The following is a 19,167-nucleotide window of genomic DNA, read 5'->3' as shown; positions in this document are numbered from 1 at the left end:
CCACTCATCAGCCTTATCATAAAAACCCTACAATAATTATCATATACCCTGCAATCAGCCATTGTGCTTTAGCATGTATAAAGCAATTAGTGTGGCGTTGGCTCACAATTTATATAAAAATCATTTATAAAGGTCGTTTTATGCAACTTTCCTCTGATAGCTCGTCTTATCGCCTAAATCCCAATTTGGCGGACAACAGCGTGGTGTGTTTGATGGCGCCTACCGCCAGTGGCAAGACAGCGCTAGCGTATGAACTATATGACACAGGACGCTATGAGCTAATCTCAGTGGACTCAGCGCTGATATATCGTGAGATGAATATCGGAACCGCCAAGCCCACAACAGAGGAGCTGGCGCGTTATCCGCATCATTTGGTCGATATTATCGACCCTGTGCAAAGCTATAGCGTCGCGGAGTTTGTCAGTGATGTGGCGCGGCTGATTGAAGATTGTCATCAAAACGGCAAAATCCCACTACTGGTCGGTGGTACCATGATGTATTACATGGCGCTGCTAGATGGGCTCTCACCTGTGCCGGATAGTGATGAGGCAGTACGCCTGCGCGTAGAGCAGTGGCGGCAAGAAGACGGTATCGACGCGCTGTATGGCTATTTGGAAAAGGTGGATCCGATCAGTCACCGGCGTCTCAATGCCACTGACACGCAGCGTATTACTCGCGCGGTCGAGGTGTATCTGCAAACGGATACAGCGATCAGTGACTGGCAGCAGCAGCCCAAACAAGCCCTCGCGCACAATAAAGACCAACAATGGCATGCGCTGGCCGTCATGCCAGATCGCTCGTGGTTACATCAGCGCATCGAGCAGCGCTTGGATATCATGTGGCAAGAAGGGCTGGTTGCTGAAGTCCTAGGCCTGCTTGAGCGTCATTCGTTAACGCCTAATATGCCCTCGATGCGCTGCGTTGGCTATCGGCAAGTGCTAGAGTATCTCGTCCAGATTGACCACCCAGTCTTTGAGCACAGCCACTTGGACAAAGCGCTATTTTATGATGCTTTTTTAACCTCGTCATCGCAAGATCAAGCGGCCGTCTCTACCAGTGAGCGTGCGCGGCTTGCTTGTCAGCAAATGCAAAATAAGGCATTATACGCCACTCGGCAGCTGGCAAAGCGTCAATACACATGGCTACGTAAGCTCACGAAAATGCCTACCCTGTCTGATACGCAAGTCAATGACGCGCACTCGCTTGCCCATCCTAACGATCGACAAGCCGTTCATCCAATCACGCTACAGACATTTGATACCATGGCCCACGTCAGAGATTACTTGTATTAACGCATGTTTTATCAATATGTAAAAAATAATGACAATTAGTTTCAAAATATAATGTAGATAACTGTTATAATTTAAACCTAGTAAACTAGTGGGAATTGCCTAATTATTGCGGTTTTTATGGATATTGACTGACCTTTGTTTATAGAAAGTCTTTGTGAAACAAGTGGTTACTTAATTATTTACAATAAAGATGTATTCGCGATAAAGTAGAATGACTCACATAGCATGCGTGTTTATTTGGATGCGTTTGATGAAAGCGTATCATTGTATCTATCTTCAGCCATTATAATGAAAGCCACACTTAAAATAATTGGCGCTCAAAACATAATTATATAATATTTAGGAGAGACTTCATGTCAAAAGGACAAACTTTACAAGATCCGTTCTTGAATTCGCTGCGCAAAGATCGCATTCCTGTCTCTATCTTTTTGGTTAATGGTATCAAGCTGCAAGGTCAAATCGAATCGTTTGATCAATACGTGGTACTGCTCAAAAACACAGTCAGCCAGATGGTTTACAAGCATGCCATCTCGACAGTAGTGCCAGCACGCAACCCACGTAGCAGCACTACTGGCACGGGTAGTCAAACACAAGGCGTTAGTCCAACGGGTTATCAAGGCGGCGGGTTTGAACGAGGCGGCAACCCTGCGGGTGTCGGCGGTTTTGAAGAGCGTGGGTTTGCTTCGAGTCGTAGCGGTTTTAACCGTGGCGGCTTTGGTCAAGGCCAAGACCGCGGGTTTGAGCGTGGTAGCTTTGGTCAAGATCGTGGGTTTGAGCGCGGTGGATTTGGTCAAGACCGCGGCTTTGAATCGCCCGCAGACGAAGGGTCGCACGACGATAACGGCTAGGCGACTTAGTACAGGATAAACGCCGCGATGTGATGCGATGCGATGCGATATGATTGATAGAATTAAAACCTGCTTTATAGTAGGTTTTTTTTATATGGTTTTTATACTTTTACAAGCAATGGGGCGTTGATACTCTAATACCCGCGCCTCTCAGTACGTTTGAAGATATTATTAATATTGACGATAGTATAGTAAAATAGACAGTTGATTCATGATAACAATAGAGCGGATCCATGAGTAATACCCAAAGCAATCTCACCCACGAGCAATTTATCAGCACTGCTATTGAAGCCATCAATACGGAAATTTCTGCGCTGGCCTTGTTGACCGAGCAGATAGATGATCGATTTGCCCAAGCCTGCGATATTATTTTGGCCTGTCAGGGCCGTGTGGTGGTGACGGGGATGGGTAAGTCGGGACTGATCGGGCGCAAGATAGCGGCGACCTTTGCCTCGACTGGTACGCCTGCGTTTTTTATGCACCCAGGCGAGGCAGGGCATGGCGACTTAGGGATGCTGGTCAAAGGCGATGTGCTGCTCGCCATCTCCAACTCTGGCGAGTCAGATGAGATCAAGATGCTACTTCCCGTGGTCAAGCGTCTAGAGATTCCACTGATCAGTATCAGCCGTGATAAGCGTGGCATGCTACCCCGTTCAGCGGACATCGTATTGACACTCGGCAAGTCGCAAGAAGCTTGCCCGCTGAATTTAGCGCCGACTTCTAGTACCACAGCGACGTTGGCATTAGGTGATGCGTTGGCAGTGGCGTTGGTACATGCGCGTAATTTTACCTCAGAAGATTTTGCATTGTCGCATCCAGCAGGCGCGCTTGGTCGCCAGCTACTGACGCGCGTGGAAGACTTGATGCACACCAAGTCTGAAGACTTGCCGCTTATTCATCAGCAAGCGCCTTTACAAGACGCCCTCTTTACGATGTCAGCTGGGCGTTTGGGTATGACGGTGGTGATTGATGATAGCGATAGAGTGGTTGGCGTTTTTACCGACGGGGATTTGCGCCGTGGCTTAGAAAAAGGCATCGATTTACAAACACCGATGCATGAGGTGATGGTCAGTAATCCTCGCCGTGTCAGTAAGACCATGCGAGCATCGGATGCGCTAAGCGTGATGAACGAAAACGGCATCAGTCAGCTACTTATCATCGATGAGCAAGACCGCTTAGAGGCCATCATCACCTTGCATGATCTACTAAAGGCTGGTGTAAAATAACTTTTATTGCGAAAAGTACAGTGGGTAACACAAAGCGCCACTAAACAAGAACCAAGCTCATTAGCCGCTAAAGGGCATGCAATTTAATCACTATCTATAACATAATAAAAGAGAGATATCATGCAAGACTTAATCAAAAAAGCAGGGAAAGTCAAACTTTTGGTGATGGATGTCGATGGTATCTTATCAAACGGTCAAATCATTTATGATGCCAATGGCACCGAGACCAAGGCTTTTTCTGTACAAGATGGCGTCGGCGTCAAGTCGTTGGCGCGCTATGGTATTTTGACCGCCATTATCACAGGGCGCAGCAGTCCTATGGTCGACAAGCGCGCCCGTGAGATGGGTGTGGATTATGTCGTACAAGGTCGAGATGATAAACTGATTGCATTGACTGAGTTGTTAGCGATGCTGAATCCTGCGCTCAACATCACAGCAGCAGACTGTGCCTATATGGGCGATGATTTACCGGACATCAAAGCGATGCAGACCGTAGGGTTTGCCGCCACTGTCCCTAATGCTCATGCCGAGGTTATCAAACGCAGCGACATGGTGACGACGAGAGCGGGTGGTACAGGCGCGGTACGCGAGATATGCGATTTGATTTTAAAGGGTCATGGGCACTATCAGGGTTTTATAGCGCATTATACACTTGAGCAAACGCAAACTGGGGATAAGGGACTGTGAATACACGTGTATTAATCGTTCTGGCATTGATTATCGCTGGTATCGCTGGTTGGTTCTTTCAGCAGCAAGGCGAGATAACCCCGCCGGTCAGTATGGAAGCGACCGATGTCGACTATGAAGCAACGGACATCAAGGCTGTACAGACCAACGAGCAAGGCGAGACAGAATACGAGCTGACAGCCGAATCATTGACCCACAACCCTGTGACCAATCTCGATGAGATGTCCGGTATTACCATGAACTGGGAACCATCTGCCGAGCAGCGCTATCGTATTGAGGCTGGGAGTGCCGCTATCAGCCAGCAGACAGGGGAGCTTAGCTTGTCTGGCGGTTTTACCCTCATCAGTGAAGGCAATCCGGATAAAGAGGTCGAGCCTATCAAGGTGACGGGCAGTACGCTAAAGGGCAATACCAAATCAGGACAAGTGTATAGCGAAGCACCTGTGAAAATCGAGCAAGGAGCAAACCGTTTTGAAGCGGCCACTATGACAGCCAATCTCGAGACTGGTGATTATGAATTTGGGCAAGTAGCGGTCGCCTTTACACCAGCTCAGCGTCAGGACAAGGCACTGTTTTAAAGAGCCGATTTAAAGTGGCTGTTTACAGTACCCATTTAAAGAGCTCATTGAAAGAACCCAGTTGGCGGCAAGTCCTCCTATCTATTATAAGACGAGTGATGTTTATGAAACCTAAATTTTTGTCTACGCTGCGCGTGCTACCGATGCTCATGTTGGTTGCGCTGCCGCTTTATAGCCACGCTCTGCCATCAGATGCCAATCAGCCAATCAAACTATTGGCAGACAAGGCCACGTATAGCGAGCGTACAGGGGTCACCAGCTATGCAGGCAACGTGATTATTACTCAAGGGACTTTTAAGATGACCGCAGATAATATCACGGTCAACCTATCTCAGCAGCGCAGTATCAACTCAGCGGTGGCGACTGGTCGGCCAGCGACGATGCAGCAAATCGTGACACGAGAAAAAGGCCTAGCAAAAGGTCAAGCCAATAAGATTGATTATAATGCCGTCACTGGCATCATCACGCTGACTGGCAATGCCAGACTGGTGCAAAACGGCGCAAGTTTTGCAGGTAATGTCATTCGTTATAGTCTAAAAGCTGGCGATGTTGAGGCCACTGCCGGTGGTAATCAGCGCGTAGAGCTGGTGTTTCCGCCCAATGCCAGTAGCAGCCAAAGTGGTATACGTTAGACGGCAAAGCAGCCTTTGTCGTCGTGCCTGAATTTTGCAAAACATGAGTAAGTTATGAGTGATAATCAAAGTATTGACCCTGTAGTCGCCCAGCAAGCCTCGGTCTCAAGCACCCGACTGTCTATGCAAAACTTGGGTAAGCGCTATGGAAAGCGCTGGGTAGTCAAGGACGTCTCGTTTTCTGTCGAACAAGGACAAGTGGTGGGACTGCTAGGCCCGAACGGTGCTGGCAAAACCACCAGTTTTTATATGGTAGTCGGGCTGGTCAATATGGACAAAGGCCGCGTGACACTCGGTAAGATGGATCTGTCCAAATACGCCATGCATGAGCGTGCGCGGGCAGGTATTGGGTATCTACCGCAAGAGGCTTCAATATTTCGTAAACTCTCTATCGAAGACAATATCTTGGCGATCTTACAGACGCGGACAGAACTAAGTGCCGCTCAGCAGCGCCAAGAGCTTGAAAAACTCATTGGTGAGTTCCATTTAGAGCATGTGCGCAAATCTTTGGGCATGAGCGTCTCTGGTGGTGAGCGCCGCCGCTGTGAGATTGCCCGTGCTCTTGCGGCTGACCCGAAGTTTATTTTGTTAGATGAGCCGTTTGCTGGGGTAGATCCTATCTCTGTCGGCGATATCAAAGACGTGATTTTGACTCTAAAAAATCGCGGTATCGGCGTCCTGATTACTGACCATAATGTGCGAGACACACTGGCCATCTGCGAAAAAGCCTATATCGTCTCAGAAGGTGCTATTATCGCTGAAGGTACCTCTTGTGAAGTGCTAGAAAATGAGTTGGTGAAATCAGTATACTTGGGTAAAGACTTTCAAGTATAAACCAACCATCTTTCATACTTTTTTACCATGATGGGGGCTAGGTACTCAGGTTATTGGTATTATCAATCAAACACCTAAAATAGGCTCATAAATTATGGCAAAAAATAGGAGCAGTTATGTTTGTCAAAGCTGCGGTGCGCATTTTGGTAAATGGGCAGGGCAGTGTAGCGATTGTAGTGAATGGAATACTCTGGTCGAAGCCCCAAATGTCAGCATGCCGCATCATAACAAAAGCGCGGCAAAATCTACGGCCAGCCGTGGCACTCCTCGTACGGCCAGTACTGCCGCGACCGGCAATTACTCAGGTACGCATAGTGCGGTGATGCCACTCAATGCGGTGAGCGTCACATTGGATACACGCTTGCCGACAGGTATCAGCGAGTTCGATCGCGTACTAGGTGGCGGCTTGGTCGCAGGCTCAGTGGTGCTGATCGGTGGTGATCCTGGTATCGGCAAGTCAACCATTCTTTTGCAGACAGCGACCAATATGGCGCGCGCCGACTCGTTGGCGGGTAGTGCGCTGTACGTGACGGGCGAAGAATCATTGGCTCAGGTCGCTATGCGTGCCAAACGCTTAGAGCTGCCAGCCGATAGATTGCGAGTATTGGCGGAGACCAATGTAGAGACCATCTGTGCTGCATTGACCCAAGAGCAGCCGGCGATTGCGATTATTGACTCTATTCAGACCATCTATACCGACGCCATTAGCTCGGCACCGGGCGGCGTCAGTCAGATTCGAGAGTCAGCCGCGATGTTGACTCGTTATGCCAAACAGACAGGTACCGCATTATTTTTGGTCGGTCATGTGACCAAAGAGGGTACCCTTGCAGGCCCGCGCGTACTTGAGCACATGGTCGATACGGTACTGTACTTTGAGGGGCAGTCAGACTCTCGTTTTCGAATGATTCGCGCAGTCAAAAACCGTTTTGGCGCAGTCAATGAGCTGGGTATCTTTGGTATGACGGATTTAGGCCTCAAAGAAGTGGCGAATCCTTCAGCGATTTTTTTGAGCCGTTACGACAAGCCGGTTGCAGGCTCAGTGGTGATGGTCAGCCGCGAAGGTACAAGACCACTATTGGTCGAGGTGCAGGCATTGGTGGACGATTCACAAGGATCGCCTAGGCGCATGGCATTGGGGTTAGATTTTCAGCGTTTATCGATGCTGCTGGCAGTGATGCATCGTCATGGCGGCATCCATACCAGCGGTCAAGACGTTTATGTCAACGTCGTCGGCGGGGTCAAAGTGATAGAAACAGGCTCTGATCTGGCGGTATTACTTGCGTGCGCGTCAAGTATCAAAGAGCGCGCTCTGCCGTCTTCGCTAGCGGTGTTTGGTGAGGTGGGTCTTTCAGGTGAAATCCGTCCCGTACCCAATGGCCAAGAACGGCTCAAAGAAGCCATGAAGCATGGCTTTAAGCATGCCATTATTCCTAAGGCCAATGCGCCTGCAAAAGGTGCGGCGCAGTTTAAAGGAATTAACGTCATCGCGGTGGAGCGTCTAGATGATGCCATCGAAAGCGCTTTTGAGTTATGAGGGGAGTTTTTCTCGAGCAGACACTATAAATGACCTTTAAAATAAAAAAAGCACCTAACTTATTCAAGTTAGGTGCTTTTTTAGTGCTATGTACTAAATATCAAACCAGTATTAGGGTCCTGCAACGCGCTCGATTGATACGTTACCGACACCTTTATTGGTAATGCCTAAACGCTTAGCAGCGCCATAAGATAAATCTAATACTCGATTGCCATGGAATGGGCCACGGTCGTTCACCTTAACCACGACACTTTTGCCATTGGTTTTATTGGTTACTTTGACATAGCAGTTCAAAGGTAAAGAACGGTGAGCAGCAGTCAAACCATTCATGTCAAAAGTTTCGCCGCTGGCTGTTTTGCGGCCATGAAACTTACGACCATACCAAGAGGCAAGCCCTGTTTGTTTAAATTTGCTCACAGAATTAGAAGCCACGGCAGTGAGACGCTCTAATACATCTTCGTCGTTGCTGACTTCTGTGGTATCACTGGCCAGTAGTGAGCTGCTCAGTGCCAACGATGTTGGCTTGCGTGCTGACTTAACCAAGCTTGATGCGCCGTCATGCTGACGGCTAAGCTCACTTAAGACGCGATCGATATGGGCGGCGTTGTCTTGCGAAATCATGGCAAGATTGGTTTTTGCTTCAGCAGCGTTTGCATGAGTCGCCGCTGCAGAGCCAGCGAACAACACAGCTGACACAGTCAGTAAACCAGATAAACGCTTATTCATAGATACCTCGATAACTTATATATCAAAACCTAACTCTATTCTTTGTGAGGTTTAGATGGAGCGCTATAACGTTGGACCAATCCAGCGGTATCGCGTACTCCAAAGCCTTCTCATCACGATATATATTGATGACAACCAAAGGCTTTCTAGGTATTGATATACGTTAATTTTATGTCATTATCATAAGTGGTTTTCAAACCTAGCTACTTATGAAACGCTCAAAGGATGGTTAACGATACATACTTGATTTAAACGATAACGATCTTAGGAGAAAAGACGGTGCCAAATATATAAGGCACATTGCTAACTTAATCAAGGGTTTGAGAAGTGTTAAGTGTAACTTTGTTATTAAACCGTTAATTAAGTAGTGTCTTTGCAAGCCTGCAATCTACAAGTCGCTAACTATACGGCTGAGCTACAACCAAAATATAATTGAATGCAAAGTTTTTTAGCGCCTATGTACGGGTTATGTATCATAGGGCAATAAAAAGAGGGTAACGCAATTATTTGTAAAAAACAAGGATTAATAACTATCCGTACCAACCAACTATGGGTTGGTACTAGAGGATAATTGAGGAGAAATGTTGGATTATGCGATAGGTGAACGTAGTCTTAGCTTGGTCTGTGCGTATGAATAGACATCAGTAGGCCAAAGCCTGCCATCAAGGTGACAATGGCTGTACCGCCATAACTGATGAATGGCAACGGCACCCCAACCACGGGTAATAAGCCGCCAACCATGCCAACGTTGACGAATATATACACAAAAAACGACATGGCGATGGCGCCAGCCAGCAGCCGGCTATAGATATCAGGATGCGTGAAGGCAATATATAACGCCCGTGCCAGCAGGCAGCAGTAAATAAACATTAGCAATAATACACCAAGCAAGCCAAACTCTTCTGAAAATGCCGCAATGATAAAGTCTGTATGACCTTCTGGTAAAAAATGCAGATGTGACTGCGTGCCTTCAAGGTAGCCTTTACCAGTGAGTCCGCCTGAACCGATAGCGGTTTTGGACTGTATGATGTTCCAACCAGCGCCTTGGACATCTGCCTCTGGGTTGAGCAGCGTCATGACACGCGTCCGCTGATAATCGTGCAACAAAAAATTCCATGCAATGGCCACAAAAGGTACGGCAAGAATGGCAGCCGCGGAAATCAGCCGCCAAGACAGACCAGCTAAAAACAACACAAAAATCCCACTGGTCGCGACCAATAACGATGTGCCTAGGTCTGGCTCTTTGGCGATCAACAACACCGGAACCATAATCAAGGCTAAGGTAATGATAATGCTTGCAAAAGAGGGCGGCAGGTCACGCTTGGACAAAAACCAAGCACACATCATCGGCATCCCAAGCTTCATAAACTCTGAGGGCTGCACGCTACCGAACCCTGGAAGGTTAATCCAGCGCTGAGCACCCATCCGAACTTCACCAATGATATCAACCAACACCAATAAGATAAGCCCTAAGACATAAAAGATGGGCGTAAAGGTTCGATAAACGCTAGGAGGGATCTGCGCCATGGTAAACATCACAGCAAACGCCACACCATAACTGACCACTTGACGGATGACCATGTCCACGTCCTGACCGGCGGCGCTGTACAAAATCGTCAAGCCAATACAGCAGACCGTCAATAACAAGAGGGTCAGCCAGGGGTCGATATGAATACGTTGCCATAGCGTCGGTGCATGACCTTGGCCTAAATGATGGCTTTGACGTGAAAAACGGTATTGCGGGTTAGAAGACATAGGCAAGTGGGGCTGACAATTGGTATAAAAAATGGGGGAGCCAAAAATAAGACATCAAACCTAACGATGTTGTCTTAGTATCGATAGCCTACCGTATATAAGGTAACACATAAGCAATAAAGTCACGTAATTATAAAACTATTCAGCATAAGTGTTATTTGTAAATTTTTGACCTCTATTTAGAAGCGATAGTTTAGCCTGCTTGCTGAAAATTTGATAGTATCGATAAAACGTTTTTAGCGGCAGTTTCTTGCGATGACTCATACAAAAAAATCTCTCTATAGGCAAATTTATCAGCCTATGCTGGCTCTCATGCTAGGTGCCAGCAGTATCACCACCCATGCCGTTATTATAAGTGACGATAGTGAGCGCCGTATTCAAGTCAGACACGGTAGCAGCACGGCAAATGCTTATGTTAACAACAGTGACTCTAATCATAGTCCGGGCGTGACCATGCTCAGCGGCGCGAATGCCGTATCGGGCGACAGTATGCAAAGCTTGATTGCTCAAAAACAGCGTGATTTTGAGTCGAGCTTGTCCATACAAGAAAACAAGCGTGTCAATATCAAGCAGCGTCCACCTAGCTATACGTCCCCCAACAATCGCTATAGCACCGCGCGCAATACTTATGATAATACCTATCGTGATTTTTCTAGTATGAATTTTCATGCATGGCTCAATAGCAACAGCTACCGCGCCCGTCAAGTGGCTGATTATCAGCGTTATCTCAGCGCTCGCGTTGGCGCTCAAAACGTACCGCCTTTGTCGCAGCTACTCACCACAGCACGCAGCTGGAGCAAGTGTGGCTATGAGCCCTACCAGTTGCCACCGCAAGAGCTGTGGGCAAATATCGTACCGACGTTGCGATTATATAGCGAGCTCAAGCATCAAGGTGTACTGTCTGCCACCAGTGAAATACGGTCGGTATATCGCAGCCCTGGGCTCAATGAGTGTGCCGGCGGTGCTGCGAGTAGTAAACACATGAATGCAAGTGCCATAGATATTTGGGTGCCAGAATACCAAGACGATCTGTGGCGACTGAGCACCATGCAAGATGGCCTGTGTCAGTTTTGGCACTATCAAGGAGAAGCGCACAACTTTGGGTTGGGGCTATATGCCACAGGGGCGATTCACCTAGATACCGACGGCTACCGAAAATGGGGCTTTAATCATGCCAGCAGTAGCTCATCATGTCGCTATTAGCTCAAGAAAAACGACCGTTTTGCCTAAGGGAGCACAGAGCCTAATAAATTTCGGTCAAAGCCGTTATAATAGTTCTGATACAATAACGATAAGTGGCGCATGCTTGATTGATTGATCACGCCATATTATTGGGTAAATATTGTTGGGTAAATAAGGTAACAACGGGCGTTTATGACAAGCGGGATTTATGAAAAAGCGGTATGTAACCACAGTGGTAACTGCCATGATTGATAAATCAAAGACAGGGTTTTGGCAGTCAAGTAATATACATTTAACATTTTTTGTTGTCAGTTTTTTATTGCTTTTGGCCATCAGTGCTTGTAGTTCAGAGAGCTTCTCTGAAAACGGCTCGGCAGGGGCAGACAAAGCAGTCATGAATGACAATAAAGCCAAAGCTGAGCAAAATGCCCAAGAGATTAAAGACAATATCAGAAACTCTTATGCCAGATTGGCCTCTGGTCGCTCTGATGTCTGCCCAAAGCTCATACAAGAAAAGGTGGGCAGTCTAGTAATTAAGCGTACCGCTGAAGTCATGGTCGATGATTACTGCGACTATTTTTTGTATGTAAGAGAGGAGCAAATGATTGCTGTGCAGACGGACAATCGTCAGCTAGAAGCTTTGCTTATCGTCCCAACGCTGCATAATTTTGCCAACGGTGATTATCAGGTCGGCTCTTATGATAAGCATGTGATTCGCTTAAGCTACAATGGCGCGACGTATAAGCCTAAAAATCTGGTTTATGATGTTGCCGTTACTGTCTCTGATGTACATTAATAGCGCTCAATCATAGAATCTAAGTCATAAAACATGAAATAGAAAATGGACGATACCACATGGCATCGTCCATTTTTTACGGCGGTTTGTTTTATCACCGAGAGGTATTTGGCGCTATTTTTTAGCCTGCTTGTCTTGCCAAGGATCTACCTGCCCGACAGTGACAATCAAAAAATCATCAGGCTGCAACGTATCGCGTAGGGTTTGATTGACGCCAGCGAGCTGTACTTGATCGATACGATTGACATAATCGTCTAGGTAGCTGTTTGGTAGTTGATAAAAGTTCATCATACCCAGTAAACCATTGATGCCTGCATTGCTGGCAAAGCCCATCGGAAAGCTGTTTTTTAGGCTGTCTTTGGTCAGACGTATCTCATCATGGGTAAGACCATTATCCAAAGTCTCTTGAATAACCGCTAGGCTTGCATCAATGGCTGCACGCGCTTTGTCATTGCGGGTCGAAAACCCAATCTGATACGGCCCGCGTGTTAGCATCGGATTCATAGCGCCTGAGATACCATAGGTGTAGCCAAGGTTTTGTCTGATTTCAGTCATCAGGCGAGCGTTAAAATCACCACCTGCCAATACGTCATTACCGATGGCAAAGTTGGTTTGCTGCTGCTGCTCTTTTGGATTGGTCGCGCGTTTGCTACCCAGTTGCCCCATTAGCACCGTAGTTTGTGTACTGGGAAAGGGTATATGAATATGCTTGGCTTGGGTGAGAGGTTTGGGTTCGGCAAGCTCAGGCGCAGGCTGACCGGAGGGCAGCGTGGTGGTAATGTCCTCAGCCAGTTTTTTTGCTTGCGCCAAGGTTAGGTTGCCCGTGATAGCAAGAGAGGCATTGGCCGCGACCAGATAGCGGTTTTTAAAATCGATAAGCTGCTGCTTGTCTATGTTTGGTACGGTTTCAAGGGTACCAACTGAAGGGTGCGCATAAGGATGATCGCCGTATAGTGCTTGACTAAACGCAATGCTCGCCAGGCTGCTTGGGTCTTGTTTTTGCTGCTGTAGGCCGACCAGCAAGCGTGCTTTGTTTCGTGCCAATACTTCATCATTGAAGGCAGGCTCGGTGAGCATCTGTGTCATCAAGTCGGCAGCTGGCAATAAGTGCGCATCATCTGACAAGCTGCGTAGCGAGACAATAAACATATCTTTGTAGGCGCGGCTACTCAGATTGATGCCTAAGGTTTCAACGGCTCGTGTAAACGCTGTTTCATCCAAGCGCTTGGCGCCTTGTGTCAGCATGGTGGCGGTCATATTGGCAATGCCAAAACCTTCTTTGCGTATGCTACTATCGCGGGCGCTACCGGCGTTAAAGCGTAGATCGATATCGACGATGGGCAGCGCGGTTGTTTGGACAAAGCGCACGGGCACACCAGCGCTGGTCGTAAATTGCTCAATCGCTGGGACAGTGACGGTTAAAGGCGCAGCATTATCCAAACTGCTGAGCTTAGATAAGGCGGCAATGGGCGCGCTGGTATCGACGATTGCAGTGCTGCGGTTTTCTTCTGTGACTGTAGTGTCTGCTTGCGCTGGCATGACCAGTGTGGTCAGGCTCAATAATACCCCGCTGCTAAGCTGTGACAGTTTATAGCTGAAGGGTCTTTTGATTACTTGCAATAAATCACTAGTATGGCTCATGGTTTTCTTCTTATTCATCATGTATTTGGCAGGCGACTGATTGAGGCTTATTTATCTGTAGCGTCTTGTTGTCCAAGCTTTTTTTGCACGGACTCTTTTCGCTCAGTCTCTTTGGGCGGTATGATATGCATCGCAGTCAAGTTGTTTTTTACCAGATACTTTTTGCTTGCCGCCTGAATGTCTTGTACTGTGATGTTGTCAAGCTTGCTTGGTAGCTCGGCCAGCAGCCGATCGTCGAGCCCGATAGATTGTAGTGAGCCAATCATACGTGCCTGACCCTCCATGCTATCTTGTGCGTAGATAAGGCCTGTGACGGTGTTGGTCTTAGCGCGACTGATTTCATCGGTGGCGATGGGGTCGGTCTTTAGTTTTTCTATCTCATCGATAATGGCTTGCTGAGCTTGTGCTAAGCTGACGCCTTCGCGCGGTGTTGCCTGAATCAAAAACAATCCGTCACCGCGATCTAACAGATCATAGGACGTGCCGACTGTGGTCAGTAGACCCTGCTCACGTATCAAGCGGCTCTCTAGACGGGCAGAGAGGCCGCCATCTAGGACGTCCTGAGCGAGCGAGAGCGCATAGGCTTGTTTTTCATCGTTTTTATCTACAGTCACAAGGCTTGGGACGTTATAACCCATCAGCAAAACGGGTACTTGTACGGCTTGTTCAGAGTCAACTTTTTGGTAGCCGCGAAAGCCTGGTTGTCTGACGGCTGGGCGTTTGGGTAGATGACTTGGCGTTAGCTGCCCAAAGTAGCGCTGCACTTGCGTCAATACGTCTTGTGGCTGTACATCGCCGACGATGACTAACGTGGCGTTGTTTGGTGTATACCATGTTTTGTACCAGTCTTTTAAATCAGGCAGCGTGATAGACGCCAGCTCATCCATGGGGCCGATGACCGACTCGCCCTTTGGACTATCAGGCAGCGCAAGCAAACGAAATGATTCGTAAGCTTTGGCAAGCGGGTTGTCATCAGTACGCTGACGGCGCTCCTCCATCACTACCTGATGCTCTTTGGCAAACTCATCTGCATTGAATATAAGGTTTTTCATACGGTCAGCTTCTAGCTCAAGCGCTAGCGGAAAACGGTTGGCTGGGAATAGCTCGTAATAACCGGTGTAGTCGTAGCTGGTAAAAGCATTATTGACCCCGCCAAACTTGGCAATCAAGCGCTCAAAGTCATCGCTTGATACATCGCTTGTACCTTTAAACATCATATGCTCAAGCAGGTGCGAGATACCCCCTTTATCGACCGGCTCGTCTGCCGAGCCAACGCGATACCAAACCTGCGTCATCACGACAGGAGCGCGGTGGTCTTCTCTAATCACCACTTTTAAACCGTTTTTTAACTGGTACTCATGGCGGCCTGACATGTCCATACTCAAGGACGATGCACTCTGAGAACTATTAGCGTGTTGGGCGCCGTTATCGGTCTTTTGGCCTGCTTGGCTTTGCGCTTCGCTAAACGGTGTCGCCGCTGATGAAGGTGGGCTAATAGCACTGGTTTGGCAAGCACTTAGGGTCGTTGCCAACGCCAGCGCACACGCGATGCGTAATGATAGAGCAGATAAAGGCGCAGAGGGTACAGACGATAAAAAGGGCAGTGACATGGTAGCTTCTACTTATATAAAATGGCAGCAAATAAACAGGCAAAAAACAATCAATCAGACGTATGATTGATGGCGAAAAAGCGTGCAGTTAGATAGACTTGTGCGCCCCAACCATGACGCTGGCAGTCGGCTTGATTTCTTGAGTCGTGCTACACCCAGTCATCGAGAAGGCGATGCTCGTCAATAATAATGCCGAACCGATGCTGGTGATTTTTTTGCTCAGGCGTTTATGATAAGAAAGTAGTGACATAATTGTTTCCAAAAATAATGATGAAAGATGACTGTGTTTGGATAAGGCAGTCTTTAAATAAGACTCTGTAGAGTAGGCGAAGTTTGGGAAATACAAGGTCAGATTTTTGTGTCCAAACCTTAAGCCAAACTTACTTGGCATCACGCCTGAATCCTCATACCCAAGGCATTTATCGATTGTCCGATATGGTAGGGCAGAGCGCACTTGTAATTATGCTAAACTAGACCAAAATAATCCGCCACGCTGGGATTCGCCGATAGCGAAAACGGATTACATACCAAACCATTTAAAATAATCAAATTATTGATAGCAATAACTTTTAGGGCAAGCTTATGAACAACCCAAATAATAGCAGTCGTGTGGTCATCAATCTAGATGGCGATCTAGACGATTTAGATGACGATGATATTACCTTACCCAGTCTGCCAGCGCAATCGGTGCCCATTATCGATGAGCCTGAACATCAAGATGAGCCTCACACAGCGCAGAAGGACACAACTGCGATTACAAATGGCTCTGCGGCAGATAGTGCAGATAATGTCGCTTTAGGCGCGCCCATCGTGACGCTTGATGAGCAAAATGACATCAGTCACACATCGACGACGCATACTGAAACGGATGAGCACGCGGTCAATGAGGCTAAAGAGAGTGATAATGACACCAGTGGTCACGCCGTATCAGCACCGCCGCAGCCTAAGCCCAGTACTGTTTCCACTATCCCGGCCATGCCATTGCAAGAAAAACTAGGCGATAGCCAAAGTGTTAGTGCGACTCGTACGTCAGCAGCCAGTCAGCCTACATCTAAAGCAGCAGAGGCGGCAGAAGACAAAAAGGTAGAAGACAAGAAAAAGGGCAGCTGGTTTAACCGTATGAAAACGGGGCTAAGTAAGTCACGTAAAAACCTAGCCGAAGGCATGGTTAGTATTTTGATTGGCGGCAAGGAGATCGATGATGAACTGTTAGAAGAGGTCGAAGATCAACTACTGGTCGCCGATATAGGGGTCAATGCCACCAATCGTATCATCAAAAGTCTCACCGAACAGACCGACCGTGGTGACTTGATTTATGCCCACTCCCTTTATAAAGCGCTACAAAATGAGCTGGTTGATATCTTAACACCAAAGGTTGCACCGCTGCTCATTGATACCAGCAAAAAACCCTTTGTTATTTTGGTGGTCGGCGTCAACGGTGTCGGAAAAACCACCACCATTGGTAAGCTTGCCAAGCGTCTACAAGGCGAGGGTAAATCTGTCATGCTCGCGGCAGGTGATACCTTCCGCGCGGCAGCCACCGAGCAGCTGCAAATCTGGGGTGAGCGAAACGACATACCAGTCGTGGCACAGGGTCATGGCTCTGACAGTGCGTCGGTGATTTTTGATGCCATGCAATCGGCCAAAGCCAAAAACATCGATGTGTTAATCGCTGATACGGCTGGGCGCTTGCAAAACAAGACTCATTTGATGGCGGAGCTTGAAAAGGTGGTGCGTGTCATGCGAAAAGCCGATCCAAGCGCGCCGCACGAAGGTATGATCGTCCTTGATGCAGGCACCGGACAAAACGCCATCAATCAAGTCGAGCTGTTTAATAAAGTTGTACCATTGACTGGGATCACCGTCACCAAACTAGATGGTACGGCCAAAGGCGGTGTGGTCTTTAATATCGCTGAAACGACGGACGTGCCGATTCGCTATATCGGCGTGGGAGAGTCGATTGATGACTTGCGTGCCTTTAGCCCTAAGCAGTTTGTCGCCGCTTTATTTGAGACCGATGACAAAGTGTAGCACTGCTAGCATGATTTGGGTGAACAAGCAAAATAGTGATGACTCAAAACGAGTGAGCGTATAAGTAAGAGCAAGGAGGCACCATGATAGTCACTGAAGCGGTATTTGCAGCGCACCGAGTCGCACTGATTGCGACTGGGCACGCGCAGGATACGCCTAGGTTGGTGGAGGTCAACTGGCTGCAAGCTGGGGACAGTTGGCACTCTTCAAAGTCCATTGCTAAGCTAAAAAAACATCATGGTCTTTGTGATAAAGACTTTAGCTTTATCGCAAAAAATAGCCTAAGCGAAAATAAACCAGCTCAAGCGTTACTTATTGACACCATCACGCAGCTAACCGCGTACTTTAGCGGCGCGCGGCAGACCTTTGATTTGCCGCTAGACATGAGTCTGGGTACCGAGTTTCAGCAGCGGGTTTGGCAGGCTTTGCAAGGCATCAATTATGGTGAGGCCATCAGCTATGCTGAGCTAGCAAAGCGAGTGGGCAGCCCAAAAGGCTTTCGCGCGGTTGCCAATGCCAATGGCAAAAACCCTTTTAGTATTATCGTGCCGTGTCATCGCGTGATTGCAAGCGATGGTAAAATTGGCGGTTATACTGGTGGTCTGGACAAAAAAGCGCATTTACTGGCGCTAGAAAGGATAAATTATAAAAGGTAAGCCGTTTGACTTCCTCCCCGACCTAAAGGAACGGGGATTCCTACTAAAGACGGCCAAGCCCGACCGCGAGAATGTTTTTTGCTCCATTAACATCTCTGTTATGGGCCGTTTTACAAGAACGACAAAACCATGCTCTTATACCAAGACCCTCTCTACCTTTCGGACTGTCTTGGCGAGAGCCGCAATTTGATCAGGTTTGGGTGCTGTACGCTTCATTGACTTCGATATAGTGGCAACCTGCGTTCGCGCATTTGTAGTCCAGTTGCCGCTTAATCTCAAACCAACCAGCGTCATAGACGGATTTGGCCAGTTTGGATGAAGTGAATGAGTTTGATTTAATCTTCCCAACAACGATTAGGCTGTTGGCTTTAACAAGCTTTTATGTGAATTTATGAATCAAGTCTTGGCGGGTGTTTTTAATCTTGGCATGAATGGCCTTAACCCGTTTTTTATTCTTGGCTCTTTGGGCAATGGCCAGTTTTTCGGCGTATTGATGGGTGACTTTGGTTTGTAGCTGATCACCTTCACTACTGACTGCGGCATCTTTACAGCCTAAATCAACACCAACCTTACCAGTACCACACTTAATCTTTGGAAATTCTTTGACCGTCACACAAGCATACCAGTGGCCGTGATTGTCTTGTACCAATTCGCACGTATTAATGCTGTACAGGGCTAGGTTATAGCTATCCCATACATCAAGGATTAGCTTCTGATGGTTAGCAAGGCTAAGCTGGATAGTTGATTTAAGGCTTTTCTTGCCTGTTTGTCTGGTTGCCAAGTGTTTGATAGCGGTTTTCTTAAACGGAATCCATCCAAGAGATCTGCGCTTGGCCTTTGGGTTGTTGGTGCGCCAGTTTAGTTTGGCTTTTTTGAATTGTTTACGGCTTTTGGCATGGGTTTCAGAGATGGCTTGTAGGGTTTGGCTGTGCAAGTTTAAATACTCGCCACTACCTTTGGTATAAGCGGCCAAGTCATAAGCTGAAAAGAATTTGCCTGTGCGCTTAAGGTGTTTAAAACTTAGCTCATTGACGTAATTCCAGACAAAATTAACCGACCCAGCCAAGATATTGAGCTGAGTGGCGTGTTTGTCTTTGATGCGTAGTTTGAGCGTTTTCATGGATTAATTATGATCTCAA

17 protein-coding genes and 1 pseudogene are annotated in these 19,167 nt (G+C 47.6%); 12 read left to right on the top strand and 6 right to left on the bottom strand.

Annotated elements, in window-relative coordinates; genetic code table 11:
• Nucleotides 1–140 precede the first annotated feature (140 nt).
• The 8 genes from miaA (at nt 141) to radA (ending at nt 7,631) form a co-directional block, all read left to right on the top strand.
• Nucleotides 141–1,292, top strand: a complete 1,152-nt coding sequence (gene miaA / locus AADH33_RS07620) for a tRNA (adenosine(37)-N6)-dimethylallyltransferase MiaA (protein ID WP_348548484.1) — start codon at nt 141–143, stop codon at nt 1,290–1,292.
• 353 nt (nt 1,293–1,645) lie between these two features.
• Complete coding sequence (gene hfq, locus AADH33_RS07615; RefSeq protein ID WP_348548483.1) at nt 1,646–2,140, top strand: RNA chaperone Hfq; 495 nt, start codon at nt 1,646–1,648, stop codon at nt 2,138–2,140.
• A gap of 233 nt (nt 2,141–2,373) precedes the next feature.
• Nucleotides 2,374–3,366 (top strand): KpsF/GutQ family sugar-phosphate isomerase, encoded by a 993-nt coding sequence (locus AADH33_RS07610; protein WP_075100953.1) that lies wholly within the window; start codon nt 2,374–2,376, stop codon nt 3,364–3,366.
• 120 nt (nt 3,367–3,486) lie between these two features.
• Nucleotides 3,487–4,053, top strand: coding sequence for a KdsC family phosphatase (locus tag AADH33_RS07605; RefSeq protein ID WP_348548482.1), 567 nt, complete (start codon nt 3,487–3,489; stop codon nt 4,051–4,053).
• Entirely contained in the window at nt 4,050–4,631 is a 582-nt protein-coding gene (gene lptC, locus AADH33_RS07600; protein WP_075100951.1) for an LPS export ABC transporter periplasmic protein LptC, read from the top strand. The genes AADH33_RS07605 and lptC overlap by 4 nt, the downstream gene beginning before the upstream one ends.
• A gap of 104 nt (nt 4,632–4,735) precedes the next feature.
• Nucleotides 4,736–5,263 (top strand): lipopolysaccharide transport periplasmic protein LptA, encoded by a 528-nt coding sequence (lptA, locus tag AADH33_RS07595; RefSeq protein ID WP_348548481.1) that lies wholly within the window; start codon nt 4,736–4,738, stop codon nt 5,261–5,263.
• A 123-nt stretch (nt 5,264–5,386) separates the two neighbouring features.
• Nucleotides 5,387–6,097: an LPS export ABC transporter ATP-binding protein gene (gene lptB, locus AADH33_RS07590; RefSeq protein ID WP_243456105.1), complete on the top strand. Its 711-nt coding sequence runs from the start codon at nt 5,387–5,389 to the stop codon at nt 6,095–6,097.
• Between the two features lie 94 nt (nt 6,098–6,191).
• Nucleotides 6,192–7,631 carry a DNA repair protein RadA gene (radA, locus tag AADH33_RS07585; RefSeq protein WP_348548480.1) on the top strand — a complete coding sequence of 480 codons (1,440 nt, stop codon included), beginning with the start codon at nt 6,192–6,194 and terminating at the stop codon, nt 7,629–7,631.
• A gap of 111 nt (nt 7,632–7,742) precedes the next feature.
• On the opposite strand, the gene AADH33_RS07580 is transcribed toward radA, so the two are convergent.
• Nucleotides 7,743–8,357: a septal ring lytic transglycosylase RlpA family protein gene (locus tag AADH33_RS07580; RefSeq protein WP_075100948.1), complete on the bottom strand. Its 615-nt coding sequence runs from the start codon at nt 8,355–8,357 to the stop codon at nt 7,743–7,745.
• Between the two features lie 612 nt (nt 8,358–8,969).
• Nucleotides 8,970–10,112: a rod shape-determining protein RodA gene (rodA, locus tag AADH33_RS07575; protein ID WP_348548479.1), complete on the bottom strand. Its 1,143-nt coding sequence runs from the start codon at nt 10,110–10,112 to the stop codon at nt 8,970–8,972.
• Nucleotides 10,113–10,412: 300 nt separating this feature from the next.
• On the opposite strand from rodA, the gene AADH33_RS07570 reads away from it, so the two are divergent.
• Entirely contained in the window at nt 10,413–11,315 is a 903-nt protein-coding gene (locus AADH33_RS07570) for a D-Ala-D-Ala carboxypeptidase family metallohydrolase (RefSeq protein WP_348548478.1), read from the top strand.
• A gap of 223 nt (nt 11,316–11,538) precedes the next feature.
• On the top strand, nt 11,539–12,090 hold the full coding sequence (locus AADH33_RS07565) for a hypothetical protein (RefSeq protein ID WP_348548477.1): 552 nt from the start codon (nt 11,539–11,541) through the stop codon (nt 12,088–12,090).
• Nucleotides 12,091–12,204: 114 nt separating this feature from the next.
• Here the strand turns inward: AADH33_RS07565 and AADH33_RS07560 are convergent, their stop codons facing one another.
• The 3 genes from AADH33_RS07560 to AADH33_RS07550 all read right to left on the bottom strand — a co-directional run bounded on the left by AADH33_RS07560 (nt 12,205) and on the right by AADH33_RS07550 (nt 15,591).
• Nucleotides 12,205–13,731 (bottom strand): M16 family metallopeptidase, encoded by a 1,527-nt coding sequence (locus AADH33_RS07560; RefSeq protein WP_348548476.1) that lies wholly within the window; start codon nt 13,729–13,731, stop codon nt 12,205–12,207.
• A 47-nt stretch (nt 13,732–13,778) separates the two neighbouring features.
• A complete protein-coding gene (locus AADH33_RS07555) occupies nt 13,779–15,341 on the bottom strand; it encodes a M16 family metallopeptidase (protein WP_348548475.1) in 1,563 nt (520 codons plus the stop codon).
• Nucleotides 15,342–15,429: 88 nt separating this feature from the next.
• The gene (locus tag AADH33_RS07550) at nt 15,430–15,591 is read right to left on the bottom strand and encodes a hypothetical protein (protein WP_158676722.1); all 162 of its coding nucleotides are present in this window, start codon (nt 15,589–15,591) and stop codon (nt 15,430–15,432) included.
• A gap of 725 nt (nt 15,592–16,316) precedes the next feature.
• Here AADH33_RS07550 and ftsY point away from each other — a divergent pair.
• Together ftsY and AADH33_RS07540 are read left to right on the top strand one after the other, a co-directional pair.
• A complete protein-coding gene (ftsY, locus tag AADH33_RS07545) occupies nt 16,317–17,372 on the top strand; it encodes a signal recognition particle-docking protein FtsY (protein WP_348549970.1) in 1,056 nt (351 codons plus the stop codon).
• 83 nt (nt 17,373–17,455) lie between these two features.
• Nucleotides 17,456–18,028: a methylated-DNA--[protein]-cysteine S-methyltransferase gene (locus AADH33_RS07540; RefSeq protein WP_348548474.1), complete on the top strand. Its 573-nt coding sequence runs from the start codon at nt 17,456–17,458 to the stop codon at nt 18,026–18,028.
• 43 nt (nt 18,029–18,071) lie between these two features.
• Here AADH33_RS07540 and AADH33_RS07535 read toward each other — a convergent pair.
• A pseudogene (locus AADH33_RS07535) lies at nt 18,072–19,148 on the bottom strand (transposase).
• Between the last annotated feature and the right edge of the window lie 19 nt (nt 19,149–19,167).

The organism is Psychrobacter sp. KFRI-CH2-11, from assembly GCF_038239325.1.
In the GTDB taxonomy this organism is placed as follows: domain Bacteria; phylum Pseudomonadota; class Gammaproteobacteria; order Pseudomonadales; family Moraxellaceae; genus Psychrobacter; species Psychrobacter celer.
The sequence above is the reverse complement of the archived record's forward strand: the minus strand, read 5'-3'. Positions and strand labels throughout refer to the sequence as shown.